Source organism: Citrobacter sp. C5_2, assembly GCF_014596845.2.
Taxonomy (GTDB): domain Bacteria; phylum Pseudomonadota; class Gammaproteobacteria; order Enterobacterales; family Enterobacteriaceae; genus Citrobacter; species Citrobacter werkmanii.
Genome location: NZ_CP115032.1, coordinates 3,071,643 through 3,089,434, shown reverse-complemented (window position 1 = coordinate 3,089,434; position 17,792 = coordinate 3,071,643). Strand labels below are relative to the sequence as shown.

Below are 17,792 nucleotides of genomic sequence, written 5' to 3'. Positions count from 1 at the left end.
CCGGCTGAGGATTGTCTTTTTTGCCGGAAACAAAGGATAAGCGGAAACGTTTTCGTTTGCACGAAAAAAAAGGGCGCATCAGCGCCCTCTGGTTTATTAGTCGGTGAATGGGATGATGATTTCGCCCGGTTTCACTTCTATACCTTTCGCCAGTTTTTTCGCCAGCGCTTCACCCTGACTGCTGTCGTCCTGCAGAACATAGGCAGGCTGTTGGTTAAAGTAATTACGCAGCGACTGGTTTAAATACGGCATCAGCGTTTGTAGCACCGACTGCATTTTTTCAGGTGTGACGGTCGCGTCCACGACTTCCATCTCTTGCAAGTAAATCGCGCCTTTCTCTTTATTGAAGACCGGTAGCGCTTTAAGTTTCAGCTTCATGGTGGCTTTCTGACTGCCAAACAGGGAATTCATGTCCAGATTGGCATCACCCGTCAGAGTCACTTTATTAGGCTCTTCACGCCCTATCTGACTGGCGAGATTGCTCAGTACGATGTGTGCTTCAGCGACGCCGGGCAAACCGATATCTTTTGAAAAGTTATTATGCTTCGCCAGCGCCTGATTAATCTCTTGCTCGCTAACCGTATATTGCGTGAGTTGATTACAACCAACCAACAGGCCGCCGACAATCAGTGCAGCGGCAAAAAAAAGCTTTTTCATGGGAGTCCTCAACATGATGCATATGGCGTAATCGTGACACAAAGCATCATCGAGTACCAGCGCCCCGGGCACCAGCAGAAAAAACTGAAAAGTGCTCGTGCGCCGGATTAGCTATCAGGCATCGGGTTCCAGCATGCCGCGCGTCGGGCGTTTGTGGCTGAATTGCCAGCCCAAAGCCAGGAAGGTGATGAAGCCGATAATACCGAGCATCATCCATGGCAATTCAGGCTGCGCCAGGGCTTTGCCCATATCAAACAGCCAGCCGCCGCCGACATAACCAATTGCGCCGCCGATGGCGAGCCCAAGTCGGCTGAAGCCCATGTAACTTCCTCGCGCCCGTGCATTGGCCAGCGAGGCGCTCAGGGTTTCACGCGCCGGTTCGGCGATGATCGAGCCAATATAGAAGGTGCAGATCAGCGTGAATAGCTGCTGTAAATTGCCGACCAGACCGATGGGCATCATGCTCAGAGACATCACCAGCAGACCGGCCATCAGGCGATGTTCCAGGCGAAAACGTTTTTCACTCCAGCGGGCAATAGGGTAGAGCAGCGTTAACGAGAGGCATGCTTCGATGGCATACATCCATTTCACGGCGGCAGGCGAGCCAGCGATGTCGTTCACCATGATTGGCAGCATTAACATGACCTGTACCGCCAGCATGTAATAACCCGCCAGCGTCAGCACATAGGTGACAAAACGTTTGTCATGCATCACGTGGCCCATCCCTTCACGCACCGGTATTTTCACCGTCGACAATTTCCATGCCGGGAGTAGCCAGGCGTTAAACGCCGCGCACAGAACAAACAAAATGGCTCCTGTCGCGCAGACCAGGCGGAAATCGTACTGTAACAGCCAACTGCCAAGTAACGCGCCAACCACGGCGCCTGCGCTATCCTGCATCATCAGGATAGAGAAAAAACGCCCGCGCTTTTCCGGGCGGATCAGTTTGACCACCAGCGCCGAACGGGGAGGGTCGAACAGCGTGCCGCCCAGCCCGGAAAGAAAACAGGAAAACCACAGCAGCCAAGGCTCGTGGGCAATACCCATGGTGGCGAACCCGGCGGCGCGCATCAGCATACCGGTGACGATCATCGGTTTTGCGCCGAAACGGTCAGCAATAGCGCCGCCAAAAATACCCAGACCCTGCTGAATAAATTGACGCAATCCTAACGCGATCCCGACCATAACGGCAGCCCAGCCCATTTGGTCGACGAAGCGAATTGAGATCAGCGGGAAAACGACGAAGAACCCCAGCACGACCAGCATATTATCGATGAGAAGGAAGTATTTACCCAGGTTCCTTGCCTGCGAGACTTGCGACATTTCCCCTCCCGGGAAAAACTCGTCACTCTGGTTAGAGTTTAAAAGATAAGCATCTCCTATTCTGCGGTGTCGCCATCGCTTTTCCCACCCTTGGCGGGACAATATTTTTTTATCAAAAGCCCGTCTTGATAGAGAGTTTTCATCAAAATGTGTGAATAATTCAAAAAATGGCAATTTGCTCTTTTCAAAGGGCATATTTGCACAGGTATAGTATCGCGAATAGCGTATCGAAGACGTTACGGGAAGGAGTAGGTATAGAATGTTTGGCTATCGCAGTAACGTGCCAAAAGTGCGCTTAACCACGGACCGCCTGGTCGTGCGTTTAGTGCACGAGCGTGATGCCTGGCGTCTGGCAGATTATTACGCAGAAAATCGTCATTTCTTAAAACCCTGGGAACCTATTCGCGATGAAAGCCACTGTTATCCCTCCGGCTGGCAGGCGCGTCTGAGTATGATCTCTGAGTTTCATAAACAAGGCACCGCGTATTATTTTGCGCTGCTCGATCCGGAAGAAAAAGAGATTATCGGCGTCGCGAACTTCTCGAACGTGGTGCGGGGATCTTTCCACGCTTGTTATCTCGGTTATTCCATTGCGCAAAAGTGGCAGGGGCAGGGGCTGATGTACGAAGCTTTAACCTCGGCCATTCGTTATATGCAGCGCACGCAGCATATTCACCGCATTATGGCGAACTATATGCCGCACAATAAACGTAGTGGTGACTTGCTGGCGCGACTCGGTTTTGAAAAAGAAGGGTATGCCAAAGATTACCTGCTGATTGACGGGCAGTGGCGCGATCATGTGCTGACGGCGTTGACCACATCAGAATGGACCCCAGGCCGCTAAGTTTCAGGTTAGCCTGAGTAATGGAGAAAACGATGAAATACGAATTAACCGCCACCGAAGCACGCGTGATTGGCTGTTTACTGGAAAAACAGGTCACCACGCCGGAACAGTATCCGCTTTCTGTCAATGGCGTCGTCACCGCCTGCAATCAAAAAACGAATCGTGAACCGGTGATGAATCTGTCGGAGTCGGAAGTGCAGGATCAGCTTGATAACCTGGTGAAGCGGCATTTTCTGCGTACGGTGAGCGGCTTTGGTAATCGCGTCACGAAATATGAGCAGCGTTTCTGCAACTCTGAATTTGGCAATCTGAAACTCAGCGCAGGCGAGGTGGCGCTGGTCACCACGCTGTTGCTGCGCGGCGCGCAAACGCCGGGCGAACTGCGAAGCCGTGCTTCGCGAATGTACGAATTCCGCGATATGGCTGAAGTGGAGTCGACGCTGGAAAAACTGGCGACCCGTGAAGATGGCCCTTATGTGATCCGTCTGGCGCGCGAGCCGGGTAAACGCGAAAGTCGCTATATGCACCTGTTTTGCGGTGATGTTGATGAGCCCATCGCTGCGGCAGATGAACTCCCGGTCGCGTCTGGCGATCTGCAGGCGCGCGTTGAAGCCCTGGAAACAGAAGTCGCAGAACTTAAGCAGCGGCTGGATTCTTTGTTGGTGCACCTGGGAGACTAACGTGAATAAATTACGTATCGGTGTTGTCGGTCTGGGTGGCATTGCGCAAAAAGCCTGGCTGCCCGTACTGGACAGTTCCGCTGACTGGACGCTGCAAGGCGCGTTTTCACCTTCGCGGGAAAAAGCGCTGCGTGTCTGTGAGACCTGGCGCATACCCTACGTTGACTCCCTGGTGAATCTGGCGAAAACCTGCGACGCGGTTTTCGTCCATTCCAGCACCGCGACGCATTTTTCGGTGGTCAGAGAACTCCTGAATGCCGGGGTCCATGTGTGTGTGGATAAACCGCTGGCAGAAAACCTGCGTGAGGCTGAACAACTGGTCGAGCTGGCCGCGCGGAAAAAACTGACGTTGATGGTCGGCTTTAACCGCCGATTTGCGCCGCTGTATCAGGATCTCAAAGCCCAGTTGGGCAACGCAGCGTCTGTGCGTATGGATAAGCATCGTTCGGACAGCGTGGGGCCGCATGACCTGCGTTTCACTCTGCTGGATGACTATCTGCACGTGGTCGATACTGCGTTGTGGTTGGCAGGAGGGAAGGCGCAGTTAAATAGCGGTACTTTGCTGACTAATGACGCTGGCGCGATGCTCTACGCCGAGCACCATTTTTCTGTCGATCAGCTACAGATAACAACCAGTATGCATCGGCGTGCCGGTAGCCAGCGGGAGTGCGTTCAGGCGGTGACCGATGGGGGACTGATTGACGTCACAGATATGCGGGAATGGCGGGAAGAACGTGGGCAAGGTGTCGTACACAAGCCGGTAGCAGGCTGGCAAACGACCTTAGAACAGCGAGGTTTTGCCGGATGTGCGCGGCATTTCATGGAGTGTGTGCAAAATCAGACGGTTCCTCAGACGGCAGGCGAGCAGGCGCTACTGGCCCAGCGTGTTGTCGAAAAGCTATGGCGGGAGGCGATGGCTGAATAACCGCCTGTAACATCTGGCGGTAGTAATTCATTGTAATCCAGGTACTATATGCCAACTCAAAATAACACCTCTTTTCAACCATAGGCTGGCTTGTAGGCCTGATAACACGCTGCGGCGTCGCCATCAGGCACAGTGACATTGCCGGATGGCGATGTTGGTTATACGGGGTTTTGCCTCAGGGTCTGGAATACAACATAGATGAATTTATTAAAGTCGCTGGCAGCCGTCAGCTCGATGACGATGTTTTCACGTGTGCTGGGTTTTGCGCGTGATGCGATTGTCGCCAGAATCTTTGGCGCAGGGATGGCGACCGATGCCTTTTTTGTGGCCTTCAAACTTCCTAACCTGCTACGCCGAATTTTTGCTGAAGGCGCATTTTCTCAGGCGTTTGTGCCTATTCTGGCTGAATACAAAAGTAAGCAGGGTGAGGATGCTACCCGCGTGTTTGTTGCCTATGTTTCAGGGCTGCTGACGCTGGCGCTGGCCGTGGTGACGGTTGCCGGGATGCTGGCTGCGCCGTGGGTGATTTTAGTCACTGCGCCAGGGTTTGCCGACACCGCCGACAAATTTGCCTTGACTACCCAACTGCTGCGGATCACCTTTCCTTATATCCTGCTGATTTCACTGGCCTCGCTGGTCGGCGCAATCCTTAACACCTGGAACCGCTTTTCTATTCCGGCGTTTGCGCCGACCTTTTTGAATATCAGCATGATCGGTTTTGCGCTGTTTGCCGCGCCTTATTTTAATCCTCCGGTACTGGCGTTGGCATGGGCCGTGACCGTTGGCGGCGTGCTGCAACTGGTGTATCAACTGCCGCATCTGAAGAAAATTGGCATGCTGGTGCTGCCGCGCGTGAACTTCCGCGATGCGGGGGCGATGCGCGTCGTCAAGCAAATGGGGCCGGCGATCCTCGGGGTTTCCGTCAGCCAGATTTCACTGATCATCAATACGATTTTCGCCTCGTTTCTGGCCTCCGGCTCGGTTTCCTGGATGTATTACGCCGACCGTTTGATGGAGTTCCCGTCCGGCGTCCTTGGCGTGGCGCTGGGGACTATCCTGTTGCCATCGCTATCAAAAAGCTTTTCCAGCGGTAATCATGATGAGTATTGTCGTCTGATGGACTGGGGGTTGCGTCTGTGTTTTCTGCTGGCATTACCCAGCGCTGTGGCGTTGGGTATTCTGGCAAAACCGCTGACGGTTTCTCTGTTTCAGTACGGTAAATTTACCGCCTTTGATGCCGCCATGACCCAGCGCGCGCTGGTGGCATACTCGGTCGGTTTGATTGGTTTGATCGTGGTGAAAGTTCTGGCCCCTGGCTTTTACTCGCGCCAGGATATTAAAACGCCGGTGAAAATTGCTATTGTGACGCTGATTATGACTCAGGTGATGAACCTGGCGTTTATCGGCCCGCTGAAGCATGCCGGGCTGTCGCTGTCGATTGGTCTGGCGGCATGTCTGAACGCTTCACTGCTTTACTGGCAGTTGCGTAAACAGAAAATCTTTACCCCGCAACCGGGCTGGGCCTGGTTTCTGGCGCGTCTGGTGATTTCCGTCGTGGTGATGTCAGCGGTTCTGTTCGGGATGCTCTATATCATGCCGGACTGGTCGCAGGGAACGATGTTGTGGCGTTTACTGCGTCTGATGGCCGTCGTGGTGGCTGGGATTGCAGCTTACTTCGCCGCGCTTGCTGTGCTGGGCTTTAAAGTGAAAGAGTTTGTGCGCCGGACGGCGTAACCGATAATTGCCGGATGGCGGCGTTACGCCGGATCCGGCCTGCAGAACGCGCAGGCCTGAAAGCTGCGAGCGATCAGGCTGGCATTAAATAGAGAATTTTTTCCCGCCGCGGTGCGCAGCAGAGGTTTGACCGTTTGCGCCATACAGCGCCGGCTCCTGGTGCGGTTTCAGCACTTGAATCGCTTGTTGATTACGCTCAATTTGCCCTTCCAGCAGCCATCCGTTGTGCTGGTTGAGGTCGCGCAAATGCTGCGTTTTTTGAGTGATCGTCTGCCAGCGTTCAGCAATCTCATCGTTGGCGCTGCGCGTGGTGTCATGCTCCAGACGGCGCTGCTGCTCCAGATAATCAAGGGTTGCCAGCAAAGAGCTTTTTTCTTCTGTAATACGCTGTAGCTGGCTGCCGTTGATGTATCCGGCGGAAAGCTGCTGCTGCTCAGCATCCATTACCGTTTTCAGGTCATTGAGGACGGTTGTCATCTGATCAAGTATTTCTGACAAACGAGTCATACTTTATTTACTCTGTAAGTAGCTCTGCGCCTCGCGAATGAGCGAGTCAGCAATTTTTCCGGTATCCATTTTCAACTCACCGTTACGGATCGCGGTTTTTAATGCTTCGACGCGTTCCATATTGATGTCATTGGTGCCGGGCTGCATCAGTTTGGCCTGGGCGTCGCTCAGCATGACGCTGGTGCTGGTGGTCGCGGTGGTTTTTTCCTTCCGCGCTTTTTGTACCGGCGCATCGCTGGTTTCACGTGGCTGAACGGTACTGACTGGCTTCAATGGTGAGGTACGATCAATGCTCATTTTGTTTATCCTCATCGAGGGGGTACGCTATAGCGGCCCGCTGTAATCATTGGTTGTTTATCTATCGGCACACGCTAAAAAATCTTTAACCTATTATAGGTTAATAAGAATATTCCCATCAGAATCGACGATGCCGCTCACCACCTGGCCGGAAATCATCCGCACTCGCGCATTCTGTGCGACGGCGGCATTGTTCAGCGCTTTACCTTCGGCATTCACCCGAAAGCCATCGCCATTGGCGATAACCAGTACGCGTTGGCCAGCTTTGATCCGCCAGGCCTGGCGCAACATTGAAAGCTGTATCGGCTGACCGGGAACCAGATCGCGCAGACTCACCGCGTCCTGCACCTGATTCAAATCTAACACGGCGCGCGGCGGCAGTTGGTCCAGCCGGCCTCGCTTTAACGTCACGCTGGTCGGGGTTAGCGCGCTGCCCCGGGCGACGGGCGCGGCGGCAACCACGTAGTTTCCCGTGGCCTGCACATTCACCTGCAAATAACGTTTCTCGTTGGCGCAGCGGGCCAGCACGTTCACATTCCCCCACAGTTTCGCGTTGCCTGACACGCTTAATGCGGGTTGCTCGCAACTGGGCAGTAGGTTAGGCGATGTACGGATAGTGACGACCACCTCATCGCTAAATCCGGCCAGACGTTGGGAAAACCATGCCGTCAGCTGTGAATTCAGGTCTTGCGCCAGCGTCATAGGGCTGAACAGCAGTGCTGCCACAACTATTCCACGTTTAAACGTTTGCATCAAAACCTCGCGTTTTTTCAGGTAGTGGCAGGATTTTACCTGTGTGACGCAGTCATCAACGCAACAAATAGCGACGCATTTTGCGTTTATTCCGGCGATAACGCGCGCGTAATGGGATTTAAGCTGTCGGCTGAATTTTGTCATTTGCGGAGGAGATATGCTCGATAAGCTCGACGCCGCCTTACGTTTTCAACAGGAAGCGCTGAATTTGCGCGCACAGCGCCAGGAAATATTGGCCGCCAACATTGCCAATGCCGACACGCCGGGGTATCAGGCGCGCGATCTGGATTTCGCCAGTGAATTGAAAAAAGTCATGGTGCGTGGACGGGAACAAACCGGCGGCGTCTCGTTGACGCTGACCTCTGCACAACATATTCCGGCCCAAACCGCTTCTGCTCCCGCTACGGAATTGCTCTATCGCATTCCTGACCAGCCGTCTCTGGATGGTAATACGGTGGATATGGACCGGGAACGTACGCAATTTGCAGACAACAGCCTCAAATACCAAATGGGGCTGACCGCGTTGGGCGGACAAATCAAAGGCATGATGAACGTGCTGCAAGGAGGGAACTAATTCGTGGCGCTGTTAAATATTTTTGATATCGCAGGCTCTGCGCTGACGGCGCAGTCTAAGCGTCTGAACGTGGCGGCCAGCAACATGGCGAATGCGGATAGCGTCACCGGACCCGACGGTCAGCCTTATCGCGCCAGGCAGGTTGTTTTTCAGGTTGATGCCGCGCCAGGGGCGGCTACAGGCGGCGTAAAAGTGGCTGACGTTATTGAAAGCCAGGCGCCGGATAAGCTGGTGTATGAGCCGGGTAATCCGCTGGCCGATGCGAACGGCTACGTAAAAATGCCGAATGTGGACGTCGTCGGCGAGATGGTCAACACCATGTCCGCTTCGCGTAGCTACCAGGCAAACGTCGAAGTGCTCAACACCGTGAAAAGCTTGATGCTCAAAACGCTTACGTTAGGCCAGTAAAGGAGACGCACATGTCTGTTGCTGTAACCATGAATGACCCGAGCAATGCAGGCGTTAAAGCCGCTACCGGGAATAGCTCTCTGACGGGCAGTAATGCCGCTGACCTGCAAAGCAGTTTTCTGACGCTGCTGGTCGCACAGTTGAAAAACCAGGACCCAACCAACCCGCTGCAAAACAACGAACTGACCACCCAACTGGCGCAAATCAGCACCGTGAGTGGGATTGAGAAACTGAACACCACGCTGGGGTCTATTTCCGGGCAGATCGACAACAGTCAGTCGCTGCAGGCCAGTACGTTGATTGGTCACGGCGTCATGATCCCCGGCACCACCATCCTGACCGGTAAAGGTACGGAAGAGGGCGCGAAAACCACCACCACGCCGTTTGGCGTTGAGCTGCAGCAGCCGGCAGATAAGGTCACTGCAACGATTACCGATAAAGACGGCAAAGTGATACGCACTATTGATATCGGCGGCTTGAAAGCAGGAGTTCATACCTTTACCTGGGACGGCACCATGACCGATGGCACGGATGCGCCAAGCGGTTCTTATAACGTCTCAATTGCTGCCAGCAATGGCGGAACGCAACTGGTGGCGCAGCCGCTTCAGTTTGCGCTGGTGCAGGGTGTTATTCGCAGTAACGGCGGTAATACGCTGGACCTGGGCACCTATGGAACCACCACCCTCGACGAAGTACGGCAAATAATCTAAGCCCTCACACTTATCAGGAGTAAGTCATGGCCTTTTCTCAAGCGGTCAGCGGTCTGAACGCTGCAGCGACCAACCTCGATGTCATTGGTAATAACATCGCCAACTCCGCTACCTACGGTTTTAAATCTGGTACGGCTTCTTTTGCCGATATGTTCGCCGGTTCTAAAGTGGGCCTGGGGGTTAAAGTTGCGGGTATTACTCAGGACTTTACCGATGGTACTACCACCAATACCGGACGCGGACTGGATGTGGCTATCAGCCAGAACGGATTTTTCCGTATGGTAGACAGCAACGGCTCTGTATTCTACAGCCGTAACGGTCAGTTCAAGCTCGATGAAAACCGCAATATCGTTAACATGCAGGGGCTGCAACTGACAGGTTATCCTGCTACCGGTACACCGCCGACAATACAGCAAGGTGCTAACCCGGCACCGATCACTATTCCGAATACGCTGATGGCGGCGAAAACCACGACTACCGCGTCAATGCAGATCAACCTGAACTCCACTGACAAGGTGCCAAGCAAAACGCCGTTTAATCCAAACGATGCGGATTCCTACAACAAAAAAGGCACTGTTACCGTTTTCGATAGTCAGGGTAACGCCCATGACATGAACATTTTTTATGTCAAAAACGCAGAGAGCAACACCTGGGAAATTCACACACAGGATGCTTCAACTGGCGACCCTGCAAAATCAGCCGGGTTTATGAAGTTTAACAACAATGGTGCGTTTTTAGGGATGAGCGCCACGGCAACTGGTACGCCAGCAGGAACGGATATCACAATTACAACCGGTCAGATTAATGGCGCAACTGAAGCCACCTTCTCTCTGAGCTTCCTGAACTCCATGCAGCAGAACACCGGTGCCAACAACATCGTCGCCACGAATCAGAACGGCTACAAGCCGGGCGATCTGGTGAGCTACCAGATTAACAATGACGGTACCGTGGTCGGTAATTACTCCAACGAACAGCAACAGGTACTGGGCCAGATCGTGCTGGCAAATTTTGCCAACAATGAAGGTCTGGCGTCTCAGGGCGACAACGTCTGGGCGGCTACACAGGCTTCCGGCGTGGCGCTGCTGGGTACCGCAGGCGAAGGTAACTTCGGCAAACTGACCAACGGCGCGCTGGAGGCCTCAAACGTGGATTTGAGTAAAGAACTGGTGAATATGATCGTCGCTCAGCGTAACTATCAGTCGAACGCGCAGACCATCAAAACCCAGGATCAGATCCTCAACACGCTGGTCAACCTGCGCTAAGCGCCTGACGGGATGGCTTAATGGATCACGCAATTTATACCGCTATGGGCGCGGCCAGTCAGACGCTGAATCAACAGGCGGTGACGGCCAGCAACCTGGCAAACGCCTCCACGCCGGGCTTTCGTGCGCAGCTTAATGCGCTGCGTGCGGTTCCCGTTGAAGGTTTGTCTTTACCGACGCGTACGCTGGTGGTGGCCTCCACGCCGGGGGCCGACATGACGCCGGGCCAGATGGACTATACCTCACGCCCGCTGGACGTGGCGTTGCAACAGGACGGCTGGTTGGCTGTCCAGACCGCAGACGGTAGCGAAGGATATACCCGTAATGGCGCCATTCAGGTAAGCCCTACGGGTGAACTCACTATTCAGGGGCATCCGGTAATCGGTGAAGCCGGGCCGATAGCCGTACCGGAAGGTTCCGAAGTCACCATTGCGGCTGACGGGACGATCTCGGCGCTTAACCCAGGCGATCCGGCTAATACGGTTGCGCCCGTTGGGCGTCTGAAACTGGTGAAGGCGACGGGGAATGAAGTGCAACGTGGTGATGACGGTATGTTTCGTCTGACCCAGGCCGCGCAGGCTACCCGTGGCGCGACGTTACAGGCCGATCCGAGCATCCGCGTTATGTCGGGCGTGCTGGAAGGTAGTAACGTCAAGCCGGTTGCCGCGATGAGCGACATGATTGCCAACGCCCGCCGCTTTGAAATGCAGATGAAGATTATCAGTAGCGTGGATGATAACGCGGGCCGCGCTAACCAACTGCTGTCGATGAGTTAACACAGGACATTTTATGATCAGTTCATTATGGATCGCCAAAACCGGCCTGGATGCGCAGCAAACCAACATGGATGTGATTGCCAACAACCTGGCAAACGTCAGCACCAACGGATTTAAGCGCCAACGTGCGGTGTTTGAAGATCTGTTGTATCAGACGATTCGCCAGCCTGGCGCCCAGTCTTCTGAACAAACCACACTGCCGTCCGGTTTGCAGATTGGTACCGGTGTGCGTCCGGTGGCAACCGAGCGTTTACACAGCCAGGGGAACCTGTCGCAAACCAATAACAGTAAAGATGTGGCGATTAAAGGCCAGGGCTTTTTCCAGGTCATGCTGCCTGATGGTACGTCAGCTTATACCCGTGACGGTTCTTTCCAGGTGGATCAGAACGGTCAGTTAGTGACGGCGGGTGGTTTTCAGGTTCAGCCTGCCATCACCATACCGGCTAACGCGCTCAGCATCACCATTGGACGTGACGGTATTGTCAGTGTGACCCAACAGGGTCAGGCTGCGCCTGTTCAGGTCGGGCAGCTTAACCTGACCACCTTTATGAACGACACCGGCCTGGAAAGTATTGGTGAGAATCTGTACACCGAAACGCAGTCATCCGGCGCGCCGAATGAGAGCACGCCGGGGCTGAATGGCGCGGGTCTGTTGTACCAGGGTTATGTTGAAACCTCTAACGTCAATGTGGCGGAAGAACTGGTAAACATGATCCAGGTTCAGCGCGCTTACGAAATCAACAGTAAAGCGGTATCGACCACCGATCAGATGCTGCAAAAACTGACGCAACTCTAAAGTGGAGTCCGGTGGGGTGAGAACCTCACCGGCACACTGATTTTGAAGATGACCGCAATGCGAAAATACGCGCTTCACCCATACCCAATTTTAACTCTGCTGGTGGTTTCACTGACAGGGTGCGCCTGGATCCCAGCCACGCCGCTCGTGCAGGGCGCGACGTCGGCTCAACCGGTTCCAGGCCCGACGCCGGTGGCGAATGGCTCAATCTTCCAGTCGGCGCAGCCGATTAACTACGGTTATCAGCCGCTCTTCGAAGACCGCCGTCCGCGCAATATTGGCGATACGCTGACCATCGTATTGCAGGAAAACGTCAGCGCGAGCAAAAGCTCCTCGGCAAACGCCAGTCGCGACGGCAAGACCAACTTTGGTTTTGATACCGTACCGCGCTACCTGCAAGGGCTGTTTGGTAACGAACGTGCCGACGTAGAAGCCTCCGGTGGGAACACCTTTAACGGTAAAGGCGGCGCGAACGCCAGCAATACCTTCAGCGGTACGTTGACCGTAACGGTGGATCAGGTCCTGGTGAATGGCAATTTACATGTCGTGGGTGAAAAACAGATCGCCATTAATCAGGGCACTGAGTTCATTCGCTTCTCCGGGGTCGTTAACCCGCGCACCATCAGTGGCAGCAACTCCGTACCGTCAACTCAGGTTGCGGATGCGCGTATTGAGTACGTCGGCAACGGCTACATCAATGAAGCGCAAAATATGGGCTGGTTACAGCGTTTCTTCCTTAACTTGTCGCCGATGTAAGCGAGGTACCCGGTGTTTAAATCTCTTGTTGGAATGGTACTGGTACTGGCAACCGCCTTTGCGCATGCCGACCGTATTCGTGACCTGACCAGCGTGCAGGGCGTGCGGGAAAACTCGTTGATAGGTTACGGGCTGGTGGTCGGGCTGGATGGTACCGGTGACCAGACCACACAGACGCCGTTTACGACGCAAACGCTCAATAACATGCTGTCGCAGTTGGGGATCACCGTACCAACCGGCACCAATATGCAGCTGAAAAACGTGGCGGCGGTGATGGTTACCGCGCAGTTCCCGGCTTTTGGTCGCCAGGGGCAAACCATTGACGTGGTGGTCTCTTCCATGGGGAACGCCAAAAGCCTGCGCGGCGGAACGCTGCTGATGACTCCGCTGAAAGGGGTCGATAGCCAGGTATATGCCTTGGCGCAGGGGAATATTCTGGTTGGCGGTGCGGGCGCGGCTGCGGGGGGCAGTAGCGTGCAAGTTAACCAGCTCAATGGCGGACGCATCACCAACGGCGCGACCATCGAACGTGAGTTGCCCAGCCAGTTCGGCGGCGGCAACACTATTAATCTGCAGCTCAATAATGAAGATTTCACTATGGCGCAGCAGATTACCGACACCATTAACCGCTCGCGTGGCTTTGGCAGCGCGACGGCGCTGGATGCCCGGACCATACAAGTGCGTGTGCCAAGCGGCAACAGTTCACAGGTACGCTTCCTTGCCGATATCCAGAATATGGAGGTGAACGTCACGCCGCAGGACGCGAAGGTCATTATCAACTCGCGTACGGGATCTGTAGTCATGAACCGTGAAGTCACGCTGGATAGCTGTGCCGTGGCGCAGGGTAACTTGTCGATTACGGTAAACCGCCAGGCAAACGTCAGCCAGCCGGATACGCCGTTTGGCGGCGGACAGACCGTAGTGACGCCACAAACGCAGATCGATCTGCGCCAGAGCGGCGGCTCGCTGCAAAGCGTACGTTCCAGCGCCAATCTGAACAACGTCGTGCGCGCGCTGAATGCGCTGGGGGCGACGCCGATGGATCTGATGTCCATTCTGCAATCGATGCAGAGCGCGGGTTGCTTACGCGCCAAACTGGAAATCATCTGATGATTGGCGACAGCAAACTGCTGACCAGCGCCGCCTGGGATGCGCAAGCACTGAACGAACTGAAAGCGAAAGCGGGTCAGGATCCGGCGGCGAATATTCGCCCCGTGGCCCGTCAGGTTGAAGGGATGTTCGTGCAGATGATGCTGAAAAGCATGCGTGAAGCGTTGCCGAAAGACGGCGTGTTTAGCAGCGATTCAACGCGTTTGTATACCAGCATGTATGACCAACAAATTGCGCAGCAGATGACCGCAGGCAAAGGTCTGGGACTGGCTGAAATGATGGTTAAGCAGATGACGCAAGGACAAGTGCAACCTGCTGATGATGCGCCACAGGTACCGATGAAGTTTCCGCTGGAAACGGTGACCAGCTATCAAAACCAGGCGCTGACGCAACTGGTGCGCAAAGCCATCCCGAGGACGACGGAAAGTAATGATGAGCCGCTGTCGGGCGACAGTAAAGACTTCCTCGCCCAGCTGTCGCTGCCGGCAAAACTGGCGAGTCAGCAAAGCGGCGTTCCGCATCATCTGATTCTGGCGCAGGCGGCGCTGGAGTCCGGATGGGGCCAGCGGCAAATTCGCCGGGAAAACGGCGAACCGAGCTTCAACATTTTTGGCGTGAAGGCTTCGGGAGGCTGGAAGGGACCAACGACCGAAATCACCACAACCGAATATGAAAACGGCGAGGCGAAAAAGGTGAAAGCCAGATTCCGCGTCTATAGCTCTTACCTTGAGGCGCTGTCGGATTATGTCGGACTGATTTCCCGTAACCCGCGCTATGCGGCGGTGACCGCAGCTGCAACCGCTGAGCAGGGCGCGCAGGCCCTGCAAAATGCCGGTTACGCTACCGACCCTAACTATGCGCGGAAATTAACCAGCATGATCCAGCAGTTGAAATCGATGAGTGAAAAGGTGAGCAAAACCTACAGTACGAACATCGATAATCTCTTTTAAATAGCTCAAGTCTACCGACCTGCTGCCGATAATAACGAGTATTGAAGGATTACAAGGAACCTCCATGTCCAGCTTGATTAATAACGCGATGAGTGGACTCAGCGCAGCGCAGGCCGCGTTGAACACTGCCAGTAATAACATCTCCAGCTATAACGTCGCCGGATATACCCGACAAACGACAATTATGGCGCAAGCGAACAGCACGCTGGGTGCGGGGGGCTGGGTAGGCAATGGCGTCTATGTTTCTGGCGTGCAGCGCGAGTATGACTCGTTTATCACCAATCAGCTGCGGGCAGCGCAAAACCAGAGCAGCGGTCTGACGACCCGTTATGAGCAAATGTCGAAAATCGACAACCTGCTGTCCAGCAAAACCAGTTCGATTTCGACCTCAATGCAGGACTTTTTTACCAGTCTGCAAACGCTGGTCAGTAACGCCGAAGATCCGGCGGCACGCCAGGCGCTGATCGGTAAAGCTGACGGTTTGGTGAATCAGTTTAAAACGACCGATCAGTATCTGCGCGATCAGGATAAGCAGGTTAATACCGCTATCAAAGCCAGCGTCGATCAGATCAACAACTACTCGAAACAAATCGCCAGCCTTAACGACCAGATTTCTCGTCTGACCGGTGTTGGGGCGGGGGCATCCCCTAACGATCTGCTCGATCAGCGCGACCAACTGGTCAGTGAACTGAACCAGCTTGTCGGCGTGGAAGTCAGCGTTCAGGACGGCGGCACTTACAACGTAACCATGGCGAACGGTTATTCATTGGTGCAGGGCAGCAATGCGCGCCAACTGGCGGCAGTGCCTTCCAGTGACGATCCTTCGCGTACAACCGTTGCGTATGTGGATGGCGTTGCCGGAGCGGTTGAGATCCCTGAGAAACTGCTGAATACCGGTTCATTGGGTGGACTGCTCACCTTCCGTTCGCAGGAACTGGATCAAACGCGTAACACGCTGGGCCAACTGGCGCTGGCGTTTGCCGATGCGTTTAACACCCAGCATAAAGAAGGTTTTGATGCTAACGGCGATGCGGGTAAAGATTTCTTTGCTATCGGCAGCCCGTCCGTACTGAGTAACGCTAAAAATACCGGTAAAGCAGAATTAAGTGCTGAAGTTGATGACAGTTCGAAAGTGCAGGCTACCGACTATAAAGTTGTGTTTAGCGGCGGCAAATGGCAGGTGACGCGTCTGGCCGATAACACCACGTTTGAAGCTAAACCTGATGCGAACGGTAAACTGGATATTGATGGTCTGAAGGTAACGGTTAAGGCTAATCCAACCGGCGCTAACGATAACGACAGCTTTATTCTGAAACCCGTGAGCAACGCCATCGTTGATATGAAAGTCATGGTGACAGACGAGTCGAAAATCGCCATGGCGTCAGAGAAAAACACTGATCCTGCTGCAGATACAGGTGCAAGCGATAACCGTAACGGTCAGAAACTGCTGGATCTGCAAACCAAGGCAACTGTTGGTAATAAAACCTTTAATGACGCTTACGCCACCCTGGTGAGTGACGTGGGCAACAAAACGGCGACGCTGAAAACCAGCAGTACCACGCAAAACAATGTGGTCAAGCAGCTTTATAACCAGCAGCAGTCGATTTCCGGGGTAAACCTCGACGAAGAATACGGTAATTTGCAGCGTTATCAGCAGTATTACCTGGCTAACGCACAGGTATTGCAAACTGCGAATGCGCTGTTTGATGCATTGATTAATATTCGCTAAGGGAGAGGGACACAATGCGTATCAGCACCCAGATGATGTACCAGCAGAATATGCGTGGCATCACTAACTCTCAGGCTGAATGGATGAAGTTCGGCGAGCAGATGTCGACCGGCAAACGCGTGATCAGCCCGTCTGACGATCCGATTGCCGCGTCGCAGGCCGTAGTGCTTTCTCAGGCTCAGGCGCAGAACAGCCAGTACACGCTGGCGCGCACCTTCGCGACGCAGAAAGTCTCGCTGGAAGAGAACGTATTGAGCCAGGTAACAACGGCTATTCAGGCTGCGCAGGAGAAAATTGTTTATGCCGGTAACGGTACATTAAGTGATGATGACCGTGCATCGTTGGCCACTGATTTGCAGGGTATCCGCGATCAACTGATGAACCTGGCGAACAGCACCGACGGTAATGGGCGCTACATTTTTGGCGGATATAAAACCGAATCGGCCCCGTTTGCCCAGGCTGATGGTTCCTATAGCGGTGGAACAACAAATGTGACCCAGCAGGTTGATGCTTCCCGTACTATGGTTATTGGTCACACGGGCGACAAAATCTTCGCCAGCCTGACCAGCAACGCCGTACCGGAACCACCGGGTAGCACCCAGGAAAAGAACCTGTTCAAAATGCTGGATAGCGCGATTGCAGAGCTAAAAATTCCTATTGCGGGTGATGATGTGGCAAAGGATAAGGCCGCAGCAGCTATCGATAAAACCAATCGTGGCTTGAAAAACTCACTGAATAACGTGCTTTCCGTTCGCGCAGAATTGGGTACCCAACTGAGTGAACTGAGCTCACTGGATTCACTGGGAGCCGATCGTGCGTTAGGCCAAACCCAACAGATGAGCAACCTGGTGGATGTCGACTGGAATGCGGCGATTTCGTCCTACGTCATGCAACAGGCCGCACTTCAGGCCTCTTATAAAGCATTTACCGATATGCAGGGAATGTCGTTGTTCCAGCTTAATCGGTAATAACTTTTTTTGAACATATCTTGAAACTGGGTA

Annotated in this window: 20 protein-coding genes; 15 read left to right on the top strand and 5 right to left on the bottom strand. The window is 54.0% G+C overall.

The genetic code is table 11. The features are described 5' to 3' along the window. Positions 1–96 precede the first annotated feature (96 nt). On the bottom strand, positions 97–657 hold the full coding sequence (locus tag ICA20_RS15180; protein WP_038639673.1) for a lipoprotein: 561 nt from the start codon (positions 655–657) through the stop codon (positions 97–99). A 114-nt stretch (positions 658–771) separates the two neighbouring features. Beyond that, on the bottom strand, positions 772–1,980 hold the full coding sequence (gene mdtH / locus ICA20_RS15175) for a multidrug efflux MFS transporter MdtH (protein ID WP_038639676.1): 1,209 nt from the start codon (positions 1,978–1,980) through the stop codon (positions 772–774). 259 nt (positions 1,981–2,239) lie between these two features. Here mdtH and rimJ point away from each other — a divergent pair, with 259 nt between their 5' ends. The 4 genes from rimJ (at position 2,240) to murJ (ending at position 6,163) form a co-directional block, all read left to right on the top strand. Then, a complete protein-coding gene (gene rimJ, locus ICA20_RS15170; protein WP_006685101.1) occupies positions 2,240–2,824 on the top strand; it encodes a ribosomal protein S5-alanine N-acetyltransferase in 585 nt (194 codons plus the stop codon). A 32-nt stretch (positions 2,825–2,856) separates the two neighbouring features. Next, positions 2,857–3,504 carry a YceH family protein gene (locus ICA20_RS15165; protein ID WP_038639678.1) on the top strand — a complete coding sequence of 216 codons (648 nt, stop codon included), beginning with the start codon at positions 2,857–2,859 and terminating at the stop codon, positions 3,502–3,504. Between the two features lies 1 nt (position 3,505). Continuing rightward, complete coding sequence (locus ICA20_RS15160) at positions 3,506–4,429, top strand: Gfo/Idh/MocA family oxidoreductase (RefSeq protein ID WP_038639680.1); 924 nt, start codon at positions 3,506–3,508, stop codon at positions 4,427–4,429. A gap of 198 nt (positions 4,430–4,627) precedes the next feature. Beyond that, entirely contained in the window at positions 4,628–6,163 is a 1,536-nt protein-coding gene (gene murJ / locus ICA20_RS15155; RefSeq protein ID WP_038639684.1) for a murein biosynthesis integral membrane protein MurJ, read from the top strand. An 84-nt stretch (positions 6,164–6,247) separates the two neighbouring features. Here murJ and flgN read toward each other — a convergent pair whose 3' ends face one another. The 3 genes from flgN to flgA all read right to left on the bottom strand — a co-directional run bounded on the left by flgN (position 6,248) and on the right by flgA (position 7,720). Continuing rightward, the gene (gene flgN, locus ICA20_RS15150) at positions 6,248–6,670 is read right to left on the bottom strand and encodes a flagella biosynthesis chaperone FlgN (RefSeq protein ID WP_038639689.1); all 423 of its coding nucleotides are present in this window, start codon (positions 6,668–6,670) and stop codon (positions 6,248–6,250) included. A gap of 3 nt (positions 6,671–6,673) precedes the next feature. After that, complete coding sequence (gene flgM, locus ICA20_RS15145) at positions 6,674–6,967, bottom strand: flagellar biosynthesis anti-sigma factor FlgM (RefSeq protein ID WP_003832153.1); 294 nt, start codon at positions 6,965–6,967, stop codon at positions 6,674–6,676. A gap of 93 nt (positions 6,968–7,060) precedes the next feature. After that, positions 7,061–7,720: a flagellar basal body P-ring formation chaperone FlgA gene (gene flgA, locus ICA20_RS15140; RefSeq protein WP_038643111.1), complete on the bottom strand. Its 660-nt coding sequence runs from the start codon at positions 7,718–7,720 to the stop codon at positions 7,061–7,063. 157 nt (positions 7,721–7,877) lie between these two features. Between flgA and flgB the strand changes: the two genes are divergently transcribed. The 11 genes from flgB (at position 7,878) to flgL (ending at position 17,759) form a co-directional block, all read left to right on the top strand. Next, entirely contained in the window at positions 7,878–8,294 is a 417-nt protein-coding gene (gene flgB / locus ICA20_RS15135; protein ID WP_038639692.1) for a flagellar basal body rod protein FlgB, read from the top strand. 3 nt (positions 8,295–8,297) lie between these two features. Then, entirely contained in the window at positions 8,298–8,702 is a 405-nt protein-coding gene (flgC, locus tag ICA20_RS15130; protein WP_038639694.1) for a flagellar basal body rod protein FlgC, read from the top strand. 11 nt (positions 8,703–8,713) lie between these two features. Further along, complete coding sequence (gene flgD, locus ICA20_RS15125; protein WP_038639698.1) at positions 8,714–9,412, top strand: flagellar hook assembly protein FlgD; 699 nt, start codon at positions 8,714–8,716, stop codon at positions 9,410–9,412. 26 nt (positions 9,413–9,438) lie between these two features. Continuing rightward, a complete protein-coding gene (gene flgE, locus ICA20_RS15120; RefSeq protein WP_038639701.1) occupies positions 9,439–10,674 on the top strand; it encodes a flagellar hook protein FlgE in 1,236 nt (411 codons plus the stop codon). A gap of 20 nt (positions 10,675–10,694) precedes the next feature. Continuing rightward, positions 10,695–11,450, top strand: coding sequence for a flagellar basal body rod protein FlgF (locus tag ICA20_RS15115; protein ID WP_038639704.1), 756 nt, complete (start codon positions 10,695–10,697; stop codon positions 11,448–11,450). A 13-nt stretch (positions 11,451–11,463) separates the two neighbouring features. Further along, positions 11,464–12,246: a flagellar basal-body rod protein FlgG gene (flgG, locus tag ICA20_RS15110; protein ID WP_006685087.1), complete on the top strand. Its 783-nt coding sequence runs from the start codon at positions 11,464–11,466 to the stop codon at positions 12,244–12,246. 57 nt (positions 12,247–12,303) lie between these two features. Beyond that, a complete protein-coding gene (gene flgH, locus ICA20_RS15105) occupies positions 12,304–13,002 on the top strand; it encodes a flagellar basal body L-ring protein FlgH (protein ID WP_038639707.1) in 699 nt (232 codons plus the stop codon). 33 nt (positions 13,003–13,035) lie between these two features. Then, the gene (locus tag ICA20_RS15100) at positions 13,036–14,112 is read left to right on the top strand and encodes a flagellar basal body P-ring protein FlgI (RefSeq protein ID WP_087857787.1); all 1,077 of its coding nucleotides are present in this window, start codon (positions 13,036–13,038) and stop codon (positions 14,110–14,112) included. Then, entirely contained in the window at positions 14,112–15,062 is a 951-nt protein-coding gene (gene flgJ, locus ICA20_RS15095) for a flagellar assembly peptidoglycan hydrolase FlgJ (RefSeq protein ID WP_038639713.1), read from the top strand. The genes ICA20_RS15100 and flgJ overlap by 1 nt, the downstream gene beginning before the upstream one ends. Positions 15,063–15,126: 64 nt before the next feature. Further along, positions 15,127–16,791 carry a flagellar hook-associated protein FlgK gene (flgK, locus tag ICA20_RS15090; RefSeq protein WP_038639715.1) on the top strand — a complete coding sequence of 555 codons (1,665 nt, stop codon included), beginning with the start codon at positions 15,127–15,129 and terminating at the stop codon, positions 16,789–16,791. 14 nt (positions 16,792–16,805) lie between these two features. Further along, positions 16,806–17,759, top strand: a complete 954-nt coding sequence (flgL, locus tag ICA20_RS15085) for a flagellar hook-associated protein FlgL (RefSeq protein ID WP_038639718.1) — start codon at positions 16,806–16,808, stop codon at positions 17,757–17,759. The last annotated feature ends 33 nt before the right edge of the window (positions 17,760–17,792 follow it).

Bases quoted from the DNA above. Each gene is read 5' to 3' on its own strand.
- ICA20_RS15100 (WP_087857787.1), top strand. From the start codon at position 13,036: ATGGTACTGGTACTGGCAACCGCCTTTGCGCATGCCGACCGTATTCGT.
- flgK (WP_038639715.1), top strand. From the start codon at position 15,127: ATGTCCAGCTTGATTAATAACGCGATGAGTGGACTCAGCGCAGCGCAG.
- flgB (WP_038639692.1), top strand. From the start codon at position 7,878: ATGCTCGATAAGCTCGACGCCGCCTTACGTTTTCAACAGGAAGCGCTG.
- flgA (WP_038643111.1), bottom strand. From the start codon at position 7,720: ATGCAAACGTTTAAACGTGGAATAGTTGTGGCAGCACTGCTGTTCAGC.
- flgE (WP_038639701.1), top strand. From the start codon at position 9,439: ATGGCCTTTTCTCAAGCGGTCAGCGGTCTGAACGCTGCAGCGACCAAC.
- flgM (WP_003832153.1), bottom strand. From the start codon at position 6,967: ATGAGCATTGATCGTACCTCACCATTGAAGCCAGTCAGTACCGTTCAG.
- ICA20_RS15180 (WP_038639673.1), bottom strand. From the start codon at position 657: ATGAAAAAGCTTTTTTTTGCCGCTGCACTGATTGTCGGCGGCCTGTTG.
- ICA20_RS15115 (WP_038639704.1), top strand. From the start codon at position 10,695: ATGGATCACGCAATTTATACCGCTATGGGCGCGGCCAGTCAGACGCTG.
- mdtH (WP_038639676.1), bottom strand. From the start codon at position 1,980: ATGTCGCAAGTCTCGCAGGCAAGGAACCTGGGTAAATACTTCCTTCTC.
- ICA20_RS15165 (WP_038639678.1), top strand. From the start codon at position 2,857: ATGAAATACGAATTAACCGCCACCGAAGCACGCGTGATTGGCTGTTTA.
- rimJ (WP_006685101.1), top strand. From the start codon at position 2,240: ATGTTTGGCTATCGCAGTAACGTGCCAAAAGTGCGCTTAACCACGGAC.
- flgD (WP_038639698.1), top strand. From the start codon at position 8,714: ATGTCTGTTGCTGTAACCATGAATGACCCGAGCAATGCAGGCGTTAAA.
- flgG (WP_006685087.1), top strand. From the start codon at position 11,464: ATGATCAGTTCATTATGGATCGCCAAAACCGGCCTGGATGCGCAGCAA.
- flgJ (WP_038639713.1), top strand. From the start codon at position 14,112: ATGATTGGCGACAGCAAACTGCTGACCAGCGCCGCCTGGGATGCGCAA.
- flgL (WP_038639718.1), top strand. From the start codon at position 16,806: ATGCGTATCAGCACCCAGATGATGTACCAGCAGAATATGCGTGGCATC.
- flgN (WP_038639689.1), bottom strand. From the start codon at position 6,670: ATGACTCGTTTGTCAGAAATACTTGATCAGATGACAACCGTCCTCAAT.
- flgH (WP_038639707.1), top strand. From the start codon at position 12,304: ATGCGAAAATACGCGCTTCACCCATACCCAATTTTAACTCTGCTGGTG.
- murJ (WP_038639684.1), top strand. From the start codon at position 4,628: ATGAATTTATTAAAGTCGCTGGCAGCCGTCAGCTCGATGACGATGTTT.